General features: G+C 72.6%; 12 protein-coding genes. 1 reads left to right on the top strand and 11 read right to left on the bottom strand.

Annotated elements, in window-relative coordinates; genetic code table 11:
• Nucleotides 1–16: 16 nt before the first annotated feature.
• From Tfont_RS06540 to Tfont_RS06530, 3 genes are all read right to left on the bottom strand, one after another.
• Nucleotides 17–460, bottom strand: a complete 444-nt coding sequence (locus Tfont_RS06540) for a universal stress protein (protein ID WP_068606899.1) — start codon at nt 458–460, stop codon at nt 17–19.
• Between the two features lie 106 nt (nt 461–566).
• A complete protein-coding gene (locus tag Tfont_RS06535) occupies nt 567–3428 on the bottom strand; it encodes a molybdopterin-dependent oxidoreductase (protein WP_143968842.1) in 2862 nt (953 codons plus the stop codon).
• On the bottom strand, nt 3425–5185 hold the full coding sequence (locus tag Tfont_RS06530; protein WP_260682294.1) for an NADH-ubiquinone oxidoreductase-F iron-sulfur binding region domain-containing protein: 1761 nt from the start codon (nt 5183–5185) through the stop codon (nt 3425–3427). The genes Tfont_RS06535 and Tfont_RS06530 overlap by 4 nt, the downstream gene beginning before the upstream one ends.
• A gap of 268 nt (nt 5186–5453) precedes the next feature.
• Here Tfont_RS06530 and Tfont_RS06525 point away from each other — a divergent pair, with 268 nt between their 5' ends.
• Nucleotides 5454–6374 carry a GGDEF domain-containing protein gene (locus tag Tfont_RS06525; RefSeq protein WP_185974484.1) on the top strand — a complete coding sequence of 307 codons (921 nt, stop codon included), beginning with the start codon at nt 5454–5456 and terminating at the stop codon, nt 6372–6374.
• A 6-nt stretch (nt 6375–6380) separates the two neighbouring features.
• On the opposite strand, the gene Tfont_RS06520 is transcribed toward Tfont_RS06525, so the two are convergent.
• Genes Tfont_RS06520 through Tfont_RS06485 form a run of 8 tightly spaced genes read right to left on the bottom strand, consistent with a single transcriptional unit; the run spans nt 6381 to nt 15252 of the window.
• A complete protein-coding gene (locus Tfont_RS06520) occupies nt 6381–6623 on the bottom strand; it encodes a DUF1289 domain-containing protein (RefSeq protein WP_068606905.1) in 243 nt (80 codons plus the stop codon).
• Between the two features lie 9 nt (nt 6624–6632).
• A complete protein-coding gene (locus tag Tfont_RS06515; protein ID WP_143968839.1) occupies nt 6633–7139 on the bottom strand; it encodes a YbaK/EbsC family protein in 507 nt (168 codons plus the stop codon).
• A gap of 1 nt (nt 7140) precedes the next feature.
• Nucleotides 7141–8073 (bottom strand): hydroxymethylglutaryl-CoA lyase, encoded by a 933-nt coding sequence (locus Tfont_RS06510; protein WP_068606909.1) that lies wholly within the window; start codon nt 8071–8073, stop codon nt 7141–7143.
• Nucleotides 8074–8091: 18 nt separating this feature from the next.
• A complete protein-coding gene (locus Tfont_RS06505; RefSeq protein ID WP_143968838.1) occupies nt 8092–9012 on the bottom strand; it encodes a 2-hydroxyacid dehydrogenase in 921 nt (306 codons plus the stop codon).
• 59 nt (nt 9013–9071) lie between these two features.
• Complete coding sequence (locus tag Tfont_RS06500; protein WP_143968837.1) at nt 9072–11117, bottom strand: acetyl-CoA carboxylase biotin carboxylase subunit; 2046 nt, start codon at nt 11115–11117, stop codon at nt 9072–9074.
• Between the two features lie 13 nt (nt 11118–11130).
• The gene (locus tag Tfont_RS06495; protein WP_068607088.1) at nt 11131–11910 is read right to left on the bottom strand and encodes an enoyl-CoA hydratase/isomerase family protein; all 780 of its coding nucleotides are present in this window, start codon (nt 11908–11910) and stop codon (nt 11131–11133) included.
• A gap of 14 nt (nt 11911–11924) precedes the next feature.
• The gene (locus Tfont_RS06490; RefSeq protein ID WP_143968836.1) at nt 11925–13532 is read right to left on the bottom strand and encodes a carboxyl transferase domain-containing protein; all 1608 of its coding nucleotides are present in this window, start codon (nt 13530–13532) and stop codon (nt 11925–11927) included.
• A 13-nt stretch (nt 13533–13545) separates the two neighbouring features.
• On the bottom strand, nt 13546–15252 hold the full coding sequence (locus tag Tfont_RS06485; RefSeq protein WP_143968835.1) for an AMP-binding protein: 1707 nt from the start codon (nt 15250–15252) through the stop codon (nt 13546–13548).
• Nucleotides 15253–15339 lie beyond the last annotated feature (87 nt).

Raw genomic sequence — 15339 nt, 5'->3', positions numbered from 1 at the left:
GCGCGGGGCGGCGGCATCAGGCCTGGGGCTTGACGATCAGCACCGGCACCTTGGCGTGGGTGAGCACCTTCTGCGCGACGCTGCCCAGGATGAGCGCCTGCACGCCCTTGCGGCCGTGCGAGCCCATGACGATCAGGTCGCAGGCCTCGGCCTCGGCGGTCTCCAGAATGCCTTCGTAGGTGACGTTGCGCTCGATGGTGTCGCCGGAGAACGGCACGCCGCGCGCGGCGCAGACCTGCCGCAGATCGTCCAGCGCCTTGCCCGCCGCGGCCTGCGCCTCGGCCAGATAGGCCTGCAGCCCCACGGCCGACGCGTCGCCAATGCCGATATACGGGAACGGGTCGATCACATAGACGCCCACCACTTGGGCGCCGTGCTGGCGGGCGAGATCGGCCGCCAGTTCGCCGGCGGCGTGCGCCAGCGCCGAGCCATCGACGGGAACGAGGATCTTCTTGAACATCGGTCGGTCTCCTGCAATAGGGTGACGGCATCTTAGCCCAGCCCGGCGCCACGGCAACCGGATGACTGGGGTCGGCGCGGGTGGCGCGCCGGTTCCTTGCGGTGGGTCAAACGGTCGCGGCCGCCGCCACCGGCTCGATCGCCACCGCGCAGTGCTTGACCTCGGCGATCTTGGCCACCGGGTCCAGCGCCGCGATCGTCAGCAGGTTGGCCGCCGCCTCGGCGTAGGCAAACGGCAGAAAGGCCGCGCCGTCCGGCACCGCCTCGTCGGCGCGCGTGGCCACCGTGACGCTGCCGCGCCGCGTGCGCAGGCGCACCGGCTGGCCGGCGCGCAGGCCCAGCCGCGCCAGCAGCGCGGGATGCAGGCTGACGTGCGGCGCCGGCTCCAGCGCGTCCAGCACGGCGCTGCGCCGCGTCATCGCGCCGGTGTGCCAGTGCTCGAGCTGGCGGCCGGTGATCAGCACGTAGGGGTAGTCGGCGTCGGGCGGCTCCGCGGGTGCTGTCAGCCGCGCCGGCACCAGCCGCGCGCGCCCGTCCGCGGTCGGGAAGCCCTCGGTGAAGACGATCGGCCGGCCGGGGTCATCCGGGCCGACCACCGGGTGCGTGATGGCGCCGACGCGCAGCAGCCGCGCCCACGTCAGCCCGGCCAGCGCCGGCATCAGGCCGGCCATCTCGTCGAACACGCGGCCGATGCCGCGGTCGGGCTCGGGCGCGCCGCCCAGCGGGTCGATGCCATAGTCCCAGTCCAGCCCCAGCCGGCGCGCCAGCTGCTCCAGGATCCAGGCGTCGGCGCGCGCCTGCCCGGGCGGGGCCAGCGCCGGGCGGCCCAGCTGCACCAGCCGGTCGGTGTTGGTGACGCTGCCGGTCTTCTCCGGCCAGGCGGTGGCGGGCAGCACCACGTCGGCCAGCGCCGCAGTCTCGGTCAGGAAGATGTCGATCACCACCAGGTGCTGCAGCCGCGCCAGCGCGGCGCGCGCGTGCGCAACGTCCGGGTCGCTCATCGCCGGGTTTTCGCCCTGGATCAGCATCGCGCGGATGCGGCCCTCGTGCGCGGCGTCGAGGATCTCCACCACCGTCAGGCCCGGCTCGTCCGGCAGCGCGCCGGCCGGCAGGCCCCAGGCGGCCTCGGCGGCGGCGCGCGCCAGCGGATCGGCCACGCGCCGGTAGTCCGGCAGCACCATCGGGATCAGCCCGGCGTCGCTGGCGCCCTGCACGTTGTTCTGGCCGCGCAGCGGGTGCAGCCCAGTGCCGGGGCGGCCGATCTGGCCGGTCAGCAGCGCCAGCGCGATCAGCGCGCGGGCGTTGTCGGTGCCGTGGGCGTGCTGCGACACCCCCATGCCCCAGAAGATCATCGCCGCCGGCGCCGTGGCGTAGGCGCGCGCCACCTCGCGCAGCGTGGCGGCGTCGATGCCGCACACCGGCGCCATCGCCTCCGGGCTGAAGGCCTGCAGGTGCGCGCGCAGCGCCTCGAGGTCGCCCGGGTGCACGCGCTGCGCGACGAAGGCCTCATCGACCAGCCCCTCGTCGACGATGACGTGCAGCAGCGCGTTGAGCAGCGCCACGTCCGTGCCGGGCTTGAAGGCGAGCGTGCGCCAGGCGTGGCGCGCCAGCTCGGTGCGGCGCGGGTCGGCCAGCACCAGCCGCGCGCCGCGGCGCACCGCGTTCTTGATCCAGCTCGCCGCCACCGGGTGGTTCTGCGCGGGGTTGGCGCCGATCAGGACAATCAGGTCGGCGTGCGCGCAGTCGCGCACCGGGTTGCTGACCGCGCCGCTGCCAATGCTCTCCATCAGCGCCGCGACGCTGGAGGCGTGGCACAGCCGCGTGCAGTGGTCGACGTTGTGGGTGTCGAACGCGCTGCGCAGCAGCTTCTGGAACAGGTAGGCTTCCTCGTTGCTGCCCTTGGCCGAGCCGAAGCCCGCCACCGGCACCGCGCGGCCGCGCAGGCCCTGGGCGCGCGCCGCATCGCGCACGCGCGCCAGCCCGGCGGCGGCGGCGTCCAGCGCCTCCTCCCACGTCGCGGGGCGGAACTGCGCCCACAGCGCCGCGGGGTCGGGGCGGCCGTCCGGCCCCGGCGCCAGCAGGGATGGATCCTTCGGCGCGTCGGGGCGGCGGATCAGCGGCGTGGTCAGGCGCTGCGGGTGGTGCACGTAGTCCATGCCGAAGCGGCCCTTGACGCACAGCCGGCCATCGTTGGCCGGCCCCGGCGCGCCGTCGACGCGCTCCAGGCGGCCGCCGCGCACGTGCAGGTCCACCGCGCAGCCGACGCCGCAGAACGGGCACACCGAGCGCACCACGCGCTCGGCACGCCGCGCGTAGGCGCCGTTGGCCGGCGCCAGCGCACCGGTCGGGCAGGCCTGCACGCACTCGCCGCAGGCCACGCAGGTGCTGTCGGCCACGCGGTCACCCTGGTCGAAGACGATGCGCGCCTGCCCGCCGCGGCCGGCCAGGCCCAGCACGTCGTTGCCCTGCACGTCGCGGCAGGCGCGCACGCAGCGCGTGCACTGGATGCAGGCGTCCAGCCGCACCGTGAACGCCGGGTGGGTGGCGTCGGGCGCGGCGTGCGCCTGCGCCGCCCCGCGCGCCGGCCAGCGGCCGGCGGCCGCGCCGGTGCGCCGCGCCCAGTGCTCCAGCTCGCTGTCCAGCTTGAGCCCGGCGCTGGCCGGCGCATCGGCCAGCAGCAGCTCCAGCACCGTGCGGCGGGCGCGCACGGCGCGCTCGCTGTCGGTGCGCACCTGCATGCCGGGCTGCGGCGCGCGGCAGCACGAGGCGGCGAGCGTGCGCTCGCCCGCCACCTCGACGACGCAGGCGCGGCAGTTGCCGGCCGGCGGCAGGCCGGGGCGGTGGCACAGGTGCGGCAGCTCGACGCCGACGCGGCGCGCCACCTCCCACAGCGTCTCGCTCGCCCGGGCGGTCACGGCGCGGCCGTCCAGCGTGAACTCGATCGCGGCGGCCTCGGCGGGGGCGTTCATCGCGTCACCTCATGCGGAAAGTAGCGCAACACGCTGTCGAACGGGTTGGGCGCGGCCTGCCCCAACCCGCAGATGGAGGCCTCGCGCATCGCCTGCGACAGGTCCGCCAGGCGCTCGCGGCCCCAGACCTCGTCCTGCAGCAGCGCCACCGCCTGCGCCGTGCCGGCGCGGCACGGCGTGCACTGGCCGCAGGATTCGTGCGCGAAGAAGCGCAGCAGCGACGCCGCGGCGTCGCGTGCGCGGTCGGCCTGCGACAGCACCACCACCGCCATCGAGCCGACGAAGGCGCCGTGCGCGGCCAGCGTGTCGAAGTCCAGCGGCTCGTCGGCCAGCGCCGCCGGCAGGATGCCGCCGGAGGCGCCGCCCGGCAGGAAGGCGTACAGCTCGTGGCCGTCGGCCATGCCGCCGGCGGCCTCGATCAGCTCGCGCAGCGTGGTGCCGGCCGGGCGCAGGTAGCAGCCGGGCCGGCGCACGCGGCCGCTGACGCTGTAGCGCCGCCAGCCGGCCCGGCCGCGCACGCCGCCGGCGGCCCAGGCCGCCCCGCCGTCGCGCAGCAGCGTCGGCAGCCACCACAGCGTCTCGACGTTGTGCGCCAGCGTCGGGCGGCCGAACACGCCCCGCTGCGCGACGATCGGCGGGCGCAGGCGCGGCAGGCCGCGCTTGCCCTCGATCGACTCGATCAGCGCCGACTCCTCGCCGCAGACGTAGGCGCCGGCGCCGCGGCGCAGCTCGATCGCCGGCCCGCCCGCCGGCAGCAGCGCGCGCGTGCCGTCCGCCCGGGGCGCGTCCGGGTCGCCGAAGGCGTGCGGGTGGCGCTGCTGCCAGACGGCCAGCCGCTCGCGCAGGGCCCGCAGCTCCTGCGCCAGCAGGGCGCGCACGTCGGGGTATTCGTCACGCACATAGATCCACAGGTGGCGCAGGCCCACCACGGCGGCGGCGATCAGCAGACCCTCCAGCGCCGGGCGCGGGTCGTGCGCCAGCAGGTGCCAGTCCTTGAAGGTGCCGACCTCGCCCTCGTCCACGTTGACGACGCCGTGGCGCGGCCCCGGCTGGCCGGCCACCGTGACCCACTTGCGCCAGGCCGGAAAGCCCGCGCCGCCCAGGCCGCGCAGGCCGCTGGCCTCCAGCTCCCGCAGCACGTCGATCGGGCGCAGCTCGCCGCGGAGCAGCCGCTCCAGCTGCGCGTAGTCGTGCGGCTGCGGCGGTGCGCCGTGCGCCGGGGCGCGGCGCGGCGCGGTCTCGCCAGCGCGCGCCAGCTCGATCACCGCCTCGGCCGGCGCCGGGGCCACCTGCCGCTGCCCGACGCAGGCGGCCGGCGCCGCGTGGCACTGCCCAATGCACGGCACCGCCTCCACCGCCACGCCCGGGTCGCCGGCCAGCGCAGCGCGCACACGCGCCAGCAGCCCCTCGCCGCCGGCCTGCGCGCACGGCAGGCTGGTGCAGACGCGCACCGTCACGCGCGGCGGCACCGCGCCGTCGTCCAGAACGCGGAAGTGGTGGTAGAACGTCGCGACCTCGTAGACCTCGGCCTGGCTCAGGCGCAGCCGCTCGGCCAGCGCGACCAGAGCGTCGCGCGACAGGCCGCCCAAGGCGTCCTGCAGCCGGTGCAGGTGCTCGATCAGCAGGTCGCGCCGCGGCTCCAGCCCGTCGCACAGCCGGGCCACCGTGGCGCGGGCCTGCGGCGTGGGGGTGCGGCCCTTGGGGACCGGACGGCCCAGCCGGTCGGACGGCCGCTGCGCCAATGCAGTTGAATTCACCTCTTGCTCCTGAAATCGCCGCTGGTTCGGCCGAATTTTGGTCTGCCTGATGCACTTTACTACATGCCGCAAACCCTCGGACAGCCCCGATAGGCGACGCGGCACCGGCCAAGACGGGAACGACACGGCGGCGCCGCCCGTCTCTGCGAGCATGATCGCGCAATTTCCCTCCCTGGCGGCCTCCCGGTCGGCCAACGTCCCCATGCCCACCGGCTTGCTTGCGCACCCATGCCCCCGCCGGTCGCCGTTCCTGGCGACGGGGTGGGCCATGGCATGGCGGCGGTTAGGGACGCTGCTCCTGGGGTGGATGCTTGCCCTGTCGGCCTGGGCGGGCGACGGCGTCCTGGTGCAGCGGCTGCCGTCCGGGCTGCCGCTGACAGGCCAGGTGAAAATGCTGGCGGATCCGGATGGCACGCTGACCCTGGACGCCGTGCGGGCCGCGGGGCCGGCGCGCTGGTACCTGGCGGGCCAGGGCGCGCTGTTCGTCATGGTGATCGCGCTGGTGCTGGTCAACCAGGGCGTGCTCCACGCGCCGTTCGTGCTCGCCAACGGCCTGCAGATCGGCATCGTGGCCGAGCTGGTCGTCTTTGCCATCGCCCTGAGCCGCCGCATTCGAGCCCTGCAGGAGGAGCAGGCCGTGCTGGGACGGCGCGCCGCCGACCTGGCCGAGGCCGCAGCCACCGACCCCCTGACGGGCCTGGCCAACCGGTCGGGCCTGGCACGCGCCGCCCAGCCGCTGCTCGGCGGGGACGGCGAGCACGCGCTCATGCTGCTCGATCTGGATCGCTTCAAGCCGGTCAACGACCGCCACGGGCACGAATGGGGCGACCGGGTGCTGCAAACCGTCGCGCGGCGGCTGCAGCAGCAGGTGCGCGAGACGGATACCGTCGCCCGCCTGGGTGGGGACGAATTCGTGATCCTGCTGCGCGACCAGCGCGACGCCCAACTGCTGCTGTCGCTGGGGGAGCGGCTCGCCCTCGCCGTGGCCGAGCCCATCCGCAACCAGGGGGTGGAGGTGGCGGTGGGCGGCAGCATCGGCATCGCGCGCTACCCCCGCGACGGGCGGCAACTGGCGGACCTGCTGCGCAGCGCCGACCGCGCCATGTACCGCGCCAAGCGCAGCGACCGGCGGGCCGCGCTGGCCGAACCCGCCGATGGCGCGTCGCCCGCACCGGCCGCCGCGGCCTGACGCCGCTCAGCCGAGCGCGGCCGCCTGCCGCGCCTCCACCGCCTGCCAAATACGGCGCCGGGTGGCATCGTCGCTGCCGCCCCAGGCGGCGATCTCGTCTAGCGTGCGCCAGCAACCGGCGCACAGGCCGCGGGCTTCGTCCATGCGGCAGACGCCGATGCAGGGCGACGGCACGGGCGCCCCGGCCGGGCTGCGGCGCAGCGCATCGGCCAGCGACAGGCGGCGGCGAGCGGGGGGATTCGTCGTCATGGGCGGATGTTAGCGGGCGGTGACATCGGCCACCGGGGCCCCGGTCCATGCCCGCAGCTCCGCCGGGGTCAGCCGAAACACCGCATGCGGATGCCCCGCCGCGGCCCAGATCACGTCGAAGCGAAACAGCTCGGCATCGATCAGCGTCACCGGGGGGCGGGCATGCGCCAGCGGCGCCACCCCGCCGATCGAAAACCCCGTCGCCGCCTTGACGAACGCCGCATCCGCCCGCCCCAGCGATTGGCCCGGCGCACACACCAGCGGGGCCACCTTGGCCTCGTCCACGCGGCGGTCGCCGCTGGTGATGACCAGCACCGCCGCATCGTCCGGCAGCCGGCGGAAGATGATGCTCTTGGCGATCTGACCCAACGCCACGCCCAGCGCATCGGCCGCCTGTTGCGCCGTGCGCGCGGCGTCGTCCAGCATCACCGGCTCGTGCCCGGCACCATGGCCATGCAAGGCGGCCGCGACGCGGCGCACCCCCTCGGGCAGCGGTTTGACCTGCGCGCCACACATCTCAGCACCTCTCTGCTGCGGACGCGCGCTTGGCCAGCAGGGCACGCCCGACGCGCGACCCCGTCGGACGCCCCAACCGTTCGCTGATCCAGGCGCCGGTGTCGGCCAGCGCCTCCAGATCGATGCCCGTGTCGATGCCCAGGCCGTGCAGCAGATAGACCACGTCCTCGGTGGCGACATTGCCGGTCGCGCCTTTGGCGTAGGGGCAGCCGCCCAGCCCCGCGACCGAGGATTGAAAGTTCCACACCCCCATCTGCAGCGCCGCCAGCGTGTTGGCCAGCGCCTGGCCATAGGTGTCGTGGAAATGGCCGCTGATGTGGTCGATGTCGTAGTGGGCCAGCGTCGCCTCGATGGCGCGCTGCACCTTCAGCGGCGTGCCCACGCCGATGGTGTCGGCCACGTCCACGCGCTGCACGCCGATACCCTTCATCAACCGGGCCAGCATGCCCACGCGCTCGGGCGCGATGTCGCCCTCGTACGGGCAGCCCACGGTGCAACTCATGGCGCCGCGCACGGCAATACCGGCCTTGCGCGCCGCTTCCACCACCGGCGCAAAGCGCTCGATGCTCTCGGCAATGCTGCAGTTGATGTTCTTCTGGCTGAACGCCTCGCTGGCCGCACCGAACACCACGATCTCGTCCGGCCGGTCGGCCAGCGCCGCCTCGAAGCCCTTGAGGTTGGGCGTGAGCACGGAGTAGCGCACGCCCGGCTGGCGGGTGATACCGGCCATGACGGCGTGGTTGTCGGCCATCTGCGGCACCCATTTGGGGCTGACGTAACTGGTGACTTCGATCTCCCACAGGCCCGCGGCCTGCAGGCGGTGCACGAGTTCGATTTTGACCGCCGCGGGCACGGGCTGCTTTTCGTTTTGCAGGCCGTCGCGCGGGCCGACGTCGATCAGGCGGACACGGGCGGGGTAGTTCGCGGTACTCATGGCAGGGTTCTGGGTCGTTCAATAGCCGCGCGCCGGATCGACGACGCCGCGGATCGGCTCGCCGCGCTCCAGCGCGAGGATCTTGCCGGCAATCTGGGCGATGCTCTCATCGCGCAGGGTGCGCGCGGCCGTGTGGGGGGTGACGGTGATGCGCGGATGCCGCCAAAACGGGTGCCCGGCGGGCAGCGGCTCGGTCGCAAACACGTCCAGTGCGGCACCGCTGAGGTGGCCGCTGTCCAGCAGCGCGAGGAGGTCGTCTTCCACCACATGGGCCCCGCGCGCGACGTTGATCAGGTACGCCCCGCGCGGCAGTTGGGCCAGCGTCTGGCGGTTGAGCAGCCCGCGCGTCTCGGGCGTCAGCGGCAGCAGATTGACCAGCACACGGCTGCGCGCCAGAAACGGGGCCAGCCCGTCCGCGCCATGAAAGCTGATCACCCCTGGCAGCGCCTTGGGGCTGCGGCTGTAGCCGATGACGGGAAACTCGAACCCCTGCAGCGCCTGCGCGACGCGCGTGCCCAGCACGCCCAGGCCCAGCAAACCGACGGTCCAGTCGGCGCGCCGCTGCGGTTTGCGAAAGGCCCACCGCTCCTCGCGCTGGGCCGCTTCGTAGGCGTCGAACTCCCGGAACTGGCGAATCACCGCGTGGCAGACGTATTCGGCCATTTGCACCGCCATGCCGGCGTCGTCCAGCCGCACCACGCGCAGCCCCGGGGGCAAGCGCAGGCGCAGCAAGGCATCGACTCCGGCGCCGATGTTGAACAGGGCGCGCAGGCGCGGCTGCTCGTCGATGAAGCGCTGCGGCGGCGCCCAGACGACCGCATAGTCCGCCGGGGGCGCCCCCGGCGTCCACTCGCTGACGGCGGCGCCGGGCAGCGCGGCGCGCAGGCCGGCCAGCCAGGGCTCGGCCTTGGTATCGGTGCAGCAAAACGTCAGGTGCATGGCCCGCAAGCCTAGCGCACTCGGCAGGGGCGCGCTGTCGCACTGGGTCAAGCGCCGGGTCAGGCGCCGCCCAGACGCAGCAGCTCGGCCCCGTCGGCCACCTGATCGCCGGGCGCATACAGCAGCTCGGCGACGGTGCCGTCGGCCGGGGCGGCGATGGTGTGCTCCATCTTCATCGCTTCCAGCACGGCCAGCGGCTGCCCCTTCTTGACCGCATCGCCAGCCTGCACCAGGAAGGCGACGACCTTGCCCGGCATGGGCGCGGTGAGCCGCCCGCCCTCGGCCGCCGCGTCACCGGCGTGGGCCAGCAGGTCCACCTCGACGATGGCGGCCGACCCCTGCGGGGTGAACAGATGCAGCCGTTCCCCCTGGGCGTAGACGGTGGCGCGCCAGTCCTCGCCGGCAAACGATACCCCCAGCGCCCAGCCGCCCCCGGGCGCGTCGCGCCACGCCAGCGCGCCGGCGGTGGCGGCTTCGCCCTCGCCCACCACCAGCCAGCGGGAGCCGTCGCGGCGCCAGGTCAGGCGGGCCGGCACGGTGTCCTCTCCCCACTGGAAGGCGAAGCGCCGGCTGCGCTCGCCATGGCTGGCAAAGCCGTCGCGCGCGCGCCAGGGGTCGTGCCCCTCGGCACTCGCCTCCTGGGCGGCCTGCGCCTCGGTGGTCAGGGTGTGGGCGACCGCGATCGCCACCGCCGCCGTCAACGAAACCGGCTGCTGGCCAAAGAGGACGGCGGACTCGCGCGCGATGAGCGCCGTGTCCAGCCGCGCCTGCGCGAACGATGGGCTGCGCACCACATGGCGCAAAAACGCCACATTGTTGGCCACGCCGACGATGTGCAACTGCGCCAGCGCCTGGTCCAGCCGCGCCAGCGCCTGCTCGCGCGTGTCGCCGCGCACGATCAGCTTGGCGATCATGGAGTCGTAGTGCGGGCTGATGGTGTCGCCCTCGCCCACGCCGTCGTCGATGCGCACATCCGACACGGCAAAGGCGCTGCACGCCGGCTTGCGGTACACGCTCAGTCGGCCCGTGGCAGGCAGAAACTGGTTGTCCGGGTTCTCGGCGCAGATGCGCGCCTCGATCGCGTGGCCCTGCAGGCGCAGGTCGCGCTGGGCCAGGGGCAGCGGCTCGCCCGCCGCCACGCGCAACTGCCACTCGACCAGATCCAGCCCGGTGATGGCTTCGGTCACCGGATGCTCGACCTGCAGCCGGGTGTTCATCTCCATGAAGTAAAAGCGCATCGCCTCGGGGTGGTCGTACCCCTGTGGCTGCTCGACGATGAACTCCACCGTCCCCGCGCCCACATAGCCGACCGCGCGCGCGGCCGCCACGGCGGCCAGCCCCATGCGCTCGCGCAGCTCCGGCGGCATGCCGGGGGCGGGGGCCTCCTCCAGCACCTTCTGGTGGCGGCGCTGCACCGAGCAATCGCGCTCGAACAGGTAGACCGCGTTGCCGTGCGCATCGGCAAACACCTGGATCTCGATGTGGCGCGGGCGCTGCACATATTTTTCGATGAGCACCGCCGCGTCGCCAAAGCTGTTGAGCGCCTCGCGCTGGCACGAGGCCAGGGCGTCGTCGAAGGCCTCGGGCGCCTCCACCAGCCGCATGCCCTTGCCGCCGCCGCCCGCGCTGGCCTTGATCAACACCGGGTAGCCGATGCGGTCGGCCTCGGCCTTGAGCAGGCGCGGATCCTGATCGGCGCCGTGGTAGCCGGGCACCAGCGGCACGCCGGCGGTTTCCATCAGGCGCTTGGACTCCGCCTTTAGACCCATGGCGGCGATGGCCGACGGCGGCGGGCCGATGAACACCAGCCCCGCGTCCGCGCAGGCTTGCGCAAAGCCCTCGTTTTCGCTCAGGAAGCCGTAGCCCGGGTGGATGGCCTGGGCGCCGGTGGCCCGCGCGGCCTCGATGATGCGCTCCCAGCGCAGATAGCTGTCCTTGGGCGCGGCGCCGCCGACGCACACCGCCTCGTCGCAGGCGGCGACGTGACGCGCCTGCGCATCGGCCTCGGAGTACACGGCGACGGTGCGGATGCCCAGCCGGCGCGCCGTGGCGGCCACGCGGCAGGCGATCTCTCCGCGGTTGGCGATCAGAATTTTGTGGAACATGGGGTCGACTCCGTCACGCCAGCCACTGGGGCTTGCGCTTGTGCAGGAAGGACTGGACACCCTCGCGCCCTTCGGCGCTGGCGCGGATGTCGGCGATGGCCTCGACCGTGCGGGCCACCAGGGCATCGTCCAGCAGGGCCCCGGCGACGTCGCGCACCAACCGCTTGGCGGCGGCCACAGCCGCCGGTCCGGCGCTGCACAGGGCCTGCACGATGGCGTCCACCCGGGCGTCCAGCGCGTCGGCCGGCACCACCTCGTGCACGAAGCCGATGCGCAGCGCCTCGGCCGCGTCGAAGCGCTCAGCCGTCAGAAAATACCGGTGCGCCGCGCGCGCGCCCATGGCGCGCACCACATACGGCCCGATGGTGGCGGGAATCAACCCGAGCTTGACCTCGCTGAGGCAAAAGCCCGCGCTCTCCACCGCGACCGCCACGTCGCACGCCGCCACCAGCCCCATGCCGCCGGCGTACACATCGCCCTGCACCCGGGCTACCGTGGGCTTGGGACATTCGTGGATCGTGCGCAGCATCGCCGCCAGCCGGCCGGCATCGGCCAGGTTTTCGTCGCGGCTGTAGTCGGCCATGCGGCGCATCCAGTTCAGGTCCGCCCCGGCGCAAAACGCCGGCCCCTCGGCGGCCAGCACGATGGCGCGCACATCGTCGCGCGCGCCCAGTTCGGCAAATGCCGCGGTCAGCTCGGCGATCACCTCGTCGTTGAAGGCATTGCGCAGCTCGGCGCGCGTGAGGGTGACGGTGGCACGGTGGCCAGTCACGGCAACGGTCAGGTTCCCCATGGTCGCCCCCTTGCTCACATGCGGAAGACGCCGAAGCGAGTGTCCGGAATCGGCGCATTGAGTGCCGCCGACAGCCCCAGCGCCAGCACGCGGCGCGTGTCCGCCGGGTCGATGACGCCGTCGTCCCACAGCCGCGCCGTGGCGTAGTAGGGGTGCCCCTGGCGCTCGTACTGCGCGCGGATCGGGGCCTTGAACGCCTCCTCCTCCTCGGCGCTCCAGGTGCCGCCCTTGGCTTCGATGCCGTCGCGCTTGACGGTGGCCAGCACCGAGGCCGCCTGCTCGCCGCCCATCACGCTGATGCGGGCGTTGGGCCACATCCAGAGGAAGCGCGGCGAGTACGCGCGCCCGCACATGCCGTAGTTGCCAGCGCCGAAGCTGCCGCCGATGATGACGGTGAACTTGGGCACCTGCGCGCACGCCACCGCCGTCACCATCTTGGCGCCCGCACGCGCGATGCCGGCGTTCTCGTACTTGCGGCCGACCATGAAGCCGGTGATGTTCTGCAGGAACACCAGCGGCACCTTGCGCTGGCAGCACAGTTCGATGAAGTGCGCGCCCTTGTCGGCGCTTTCGGCAAACAGGATGCCGTTGTTGGCGACGATGCCCACCGGCATGCCTTCGAGGTGCGCAAAGCCGCACACCAGCGTCGTGCCGTAGCGGGCCTTGAACTCGTGGAACTCCGAGCCGTCCACGAGGCGCGCGATGATCTCGCGCACGTCGAACGGCTTGCGCGCATCGGTCGGGATGACGCCGTAGAGCTCCTCGGCCGGGTACAGCGGCGCGCGCGGCTCGCGGCGCGCCACCGGCCAGTCCTTGCGGCGGTTCAGCCGCGCCACCGCCTCGCGCGCCAGCGCCAGCGCGTGCAGGTCGTTCTCGGCCAGGTGGTCGGCCACGCCCGACAGGCGCGTGTGCACGTCGCCGCCGCCCAGATCCTCGGCGCTGACGACCTCGCCGGTGGCGGCCTTCACCAGCGGCGGGCCGCCCAGGAAGATCGTGCCCTGGTTCTTGACGATGATCGTCTCGTCGCTCATCGCCGGCACGTAGGCCCCGCCCGCCGTGCACGAGCCCATCACCACCGCGATCTGCGCGATGCCCTGCGCGCTCATGTTGGCCTGGTTGTAGAAGATGCGCCCGAAGTGGTCGCGGTCCGGGAACACCTCGTCCTGGTTGGGCAGGTTGGCGCCCCCCGAGTCCACCAGGTACACACAGGGCAAGCGGTTTTGCTGCGCGATTTCCTGCGCACGCAGGTGTTTCTTCACCGTCATCGGGTAATAGGTGCCGCCCTTGACGGTGGCGTCGTTGCAGACGATGACGCACTCCACGCCCGACACGCGGCCGATGCCCGCGATCAGCCCGGCTGCCGGGGCGTCGTTCTGGTACATGTCCAGCGCCGCCAGCGGGGCGATTTCCAGAAACGGCGTGCCGAGGTCGAGCAGCATTTCGACCCGCTCGCGCGGCAGCAGCTTGCCGCGCGCGGTGTGCTTGGCGCGGGCGGCCTCGCCGCCGCCCTGCGCCACCAGGGCGATGCGGGCGTGCAGGTCATCGACCAGCGCGCGCATGGCGGCCGCATTGGCCTGGAACTCGGCGGATCGCGCGTTGAGCTTGGTTTCGAGTGTGGTCATGGCGCTTCGGGGGTCAGGCGGTCTTGGCTTCGGTCAGGCCCAGCTCTTCCTTCATCGCCTCGCGAATCTTGAACTTCTGGATCTTGCCGGTCACGGTCATGGGGAAGGCATCGACGAACTTGATATAGCGCGGAATCTTGTAGTGGGCAATCTGTCCCTTGCAGAAGGCGCGCACCTCCTCGTCCGTCAGCGTCTGGCCGGGCTTGGTGACGATCCAGGCGCACAGCTCCTCGCCGTACTTCGGGTCGGGCACGCCGACCACCTGCACATCCTGCACCTTGGGGTGGCGGTAGAGGAATTCCTCGATCTCGCGCGGATAGACATTCTCGCCACCGCGGATGACCATGTCCTTGATCCGGCCGACGATGTTGACGTAGCCCTCCTCGTCCATGGTGGCCAGGTCACCGGTGTGCATCCAGCCCTCGGCGTCGATGGCCTCGGCCGTGCGGGCCGGATCGCCCCAGTAGCCCTGCATCACCGAATAGCCGCGGGTGCACAGCTCGCCGCGCTCGCCCACCTTCACGATGCGGCCGCTTTCGGGGTCGATGATCTTGACCTCCAGATGCGGCTGCACCTGGCCCACGGTGGACACGCGCTTGTCCAGCGGCGTGTCGGTGCGGCTCTGGCAGCTCACGGGGCTGGTCTCGGTCATGCCGTAGGCGATGGTGACCTCCTGCATGTGCATCTCGGACTGCACGCGCTTCATGACCTCGATCGGGCACGGCGAGCCGGCCATGATGCCGGTGCGCAGCGTGGACAAATCGAACTCCCGGAAGCGCGGATGGTCCAGCTCGGCGATGAACATGGTGGGCACGCCGTGCAGCCCGGTGCATCGCTCCTGCTCGACGGTTTGCAACACCGACAGCGGCTCGAAGGCGTCGTTCGGATACACGATGCAGGCGCCGTGGGTGAGGCAGGCCAGATTGCCCAGCACCATGCCGAAGCAGTGGTACAGCGGTACGGGGATGCACAGCCGGTCCGCCTCGGTGAGCTTCATGGCCTCGCCGATGAAATACCCGTTGTTCAGGATGTTGCGGTGCGTCAGCGTCGCCCCTTTGGGGAAGCCCGTGGTCCCGCTGGTGAACTGGATGTTGATCGGGTCGTGCGCGGTCAGCAGACGCGCCACCGACGCGAGCTGCGCATCCGCGGGATCGCCCATCTTCATCAGGTCGGAAAACCGCCGCAGCCCCGGCTCGTCCGCCCCCTGGCCCTCGACGTCGATCCAGATCACGTGCTCCAGCTGCGGCAACCGCGCGGCGCGCAACGCGCCCGGTGCGGCCTGCGCCAGCTCGGGCGCCAGCTCGCGCAGCATGCCAATGTAGTCGCTGGTCTTGAACCGGGGCATGGTCACCAGCGCGCGGCAGCCCACCTTGTTGAGCGCGTACTCGACCTCCGCCACACGGTAGGCCGGGTTGATGTTGACCAGCACCAGGCCCGCCTTGGCCGTGGCCAGCTGCATCAACACCCATTCGGCGTTGTTGTGCGACCAGATGCCGATGCGGTCGCCGGGCCGCAGCCCCAGCCGCAGCAGGGCGCTGGCCAGGCGGTTGCTCTCGGCCTGCAACTGGCGGTAGGTGTAGCGGCGCTGCTGGTGCACCACCACCAGCGCCTCGCGGTCGGGAAAGCGCTCGACCATCGCATCGAAATAGGCGCCGATGGTCTGCTCGATCAGGGGCTGCGCCGTGTCGCCACGGGCGTAGCTTTCGGTGTAGGTCGCCATGCTGGCTGTCTCCTCGCAAACATCCTGGCCATGCCCCAGCTCGGCGCATGGCCGAGCGCACAGAATACCCCGCAGCCCGCCACGCAT

Source organism: Tepidimonas fonticaldi, assembly GCF_007556755.1.
In the GTDB taxonomy this organism is placed as follows: domain Bacteria; phylum Pseudomonadota; class Gammaproteobacteria; order Burkholderiales; family Burkholderiaceae_C; genus Tepidimonas; species Tepidimonas fonticaldi.
The sequence above is the reverse complement of the archived record's forward strand: the minus strand, read 5'-3'. Positions and strand labels throughout refer to the sequence as shown.

Excerpts from the sequence above, each read along its gene's own strand:
- Tfont_RS06485 (WP_143968835.1), bottom strand. The coding sequence starts at position 15,252 with ATGGCGACCTACACCGAAAGCTACGCCCGTGGCGACACGGCGCAGCCC.
- Tfont_RS06510 (WP_068606909.1), bottom strand. The coding sequence starts at position 8,073 with ATGAGTACCGCGAACTACCCCGCCCGTGTCCGCCTGATCGACGTCGGC.
- Tfont_RS06520 (WP_068606905.1), bottom strand. The coding sequence starts at position 6,623 with ATGACGACGAATCCCCCCGCTCGCCGCCGCCTGTCGCTGGCCGATGCG.
- Tfont_RS06515 (WP_143968839.1), bottom strand. The coding sequence starts at position 7,139 with ATGTGTGGCGCGCAGGTCAAACCGCTGCCCGAGGGGGTGCGCCGCGTC.
- Tfont_RS06495 (WP_068607088.1), bottom strand. The coding sequence starts at position 11,910 with ATGGGGAACCTGACCGTTGCCGTGACTGGCCACCGTGCCACCGTCACC.
- Tfont_RS06490 (WP_143968836.1), bottom strand. The coding sequence starts at position 13,532 with ATGACCACACTCGAAACCAAGCTCAACGCGCGATCCGCCGAGTTCCAG.
- Tfont_RS06505 (WP_143968838.1), bottom strand. The coding sequence starts at position 9,012 with ATGCACCTGACGTTTTGCTGCACCGATACCAAGGCCGAGCCCTGGCTG.
- Tfont_RS06500 (WP_143968837.1), bottom strand. The coding sequence starts at position 11,117 with ATGTTCCACAAAATTCTGATCGCCAACCGCGGAGAGATCGCCTGCCGC.
- Tfont_RS06535 (WP_143968842.1), bottom strand. The coding sequence starts at position 3,428 with ATGAACGCCCCCGCCGAGGCCGCCGCGATCGAGTTCACGCTGGACGGC.
- Tfont_RS06540 (WP_068606899.1), bottom strand. The coding sequence starts at position 460 with ATGTTCAAGAAGATCCTCGTTCCCGTCGATGGCTCGGCGCTGGCGCAC.
- Tfont_RS06525 (WP_185974484.1), top strand. The coding sequence starts at position 5,454 with ATGGCATGGCGGCGGTTAGGGACGCTGCTCCTGGGGTGGATGCTTGCC.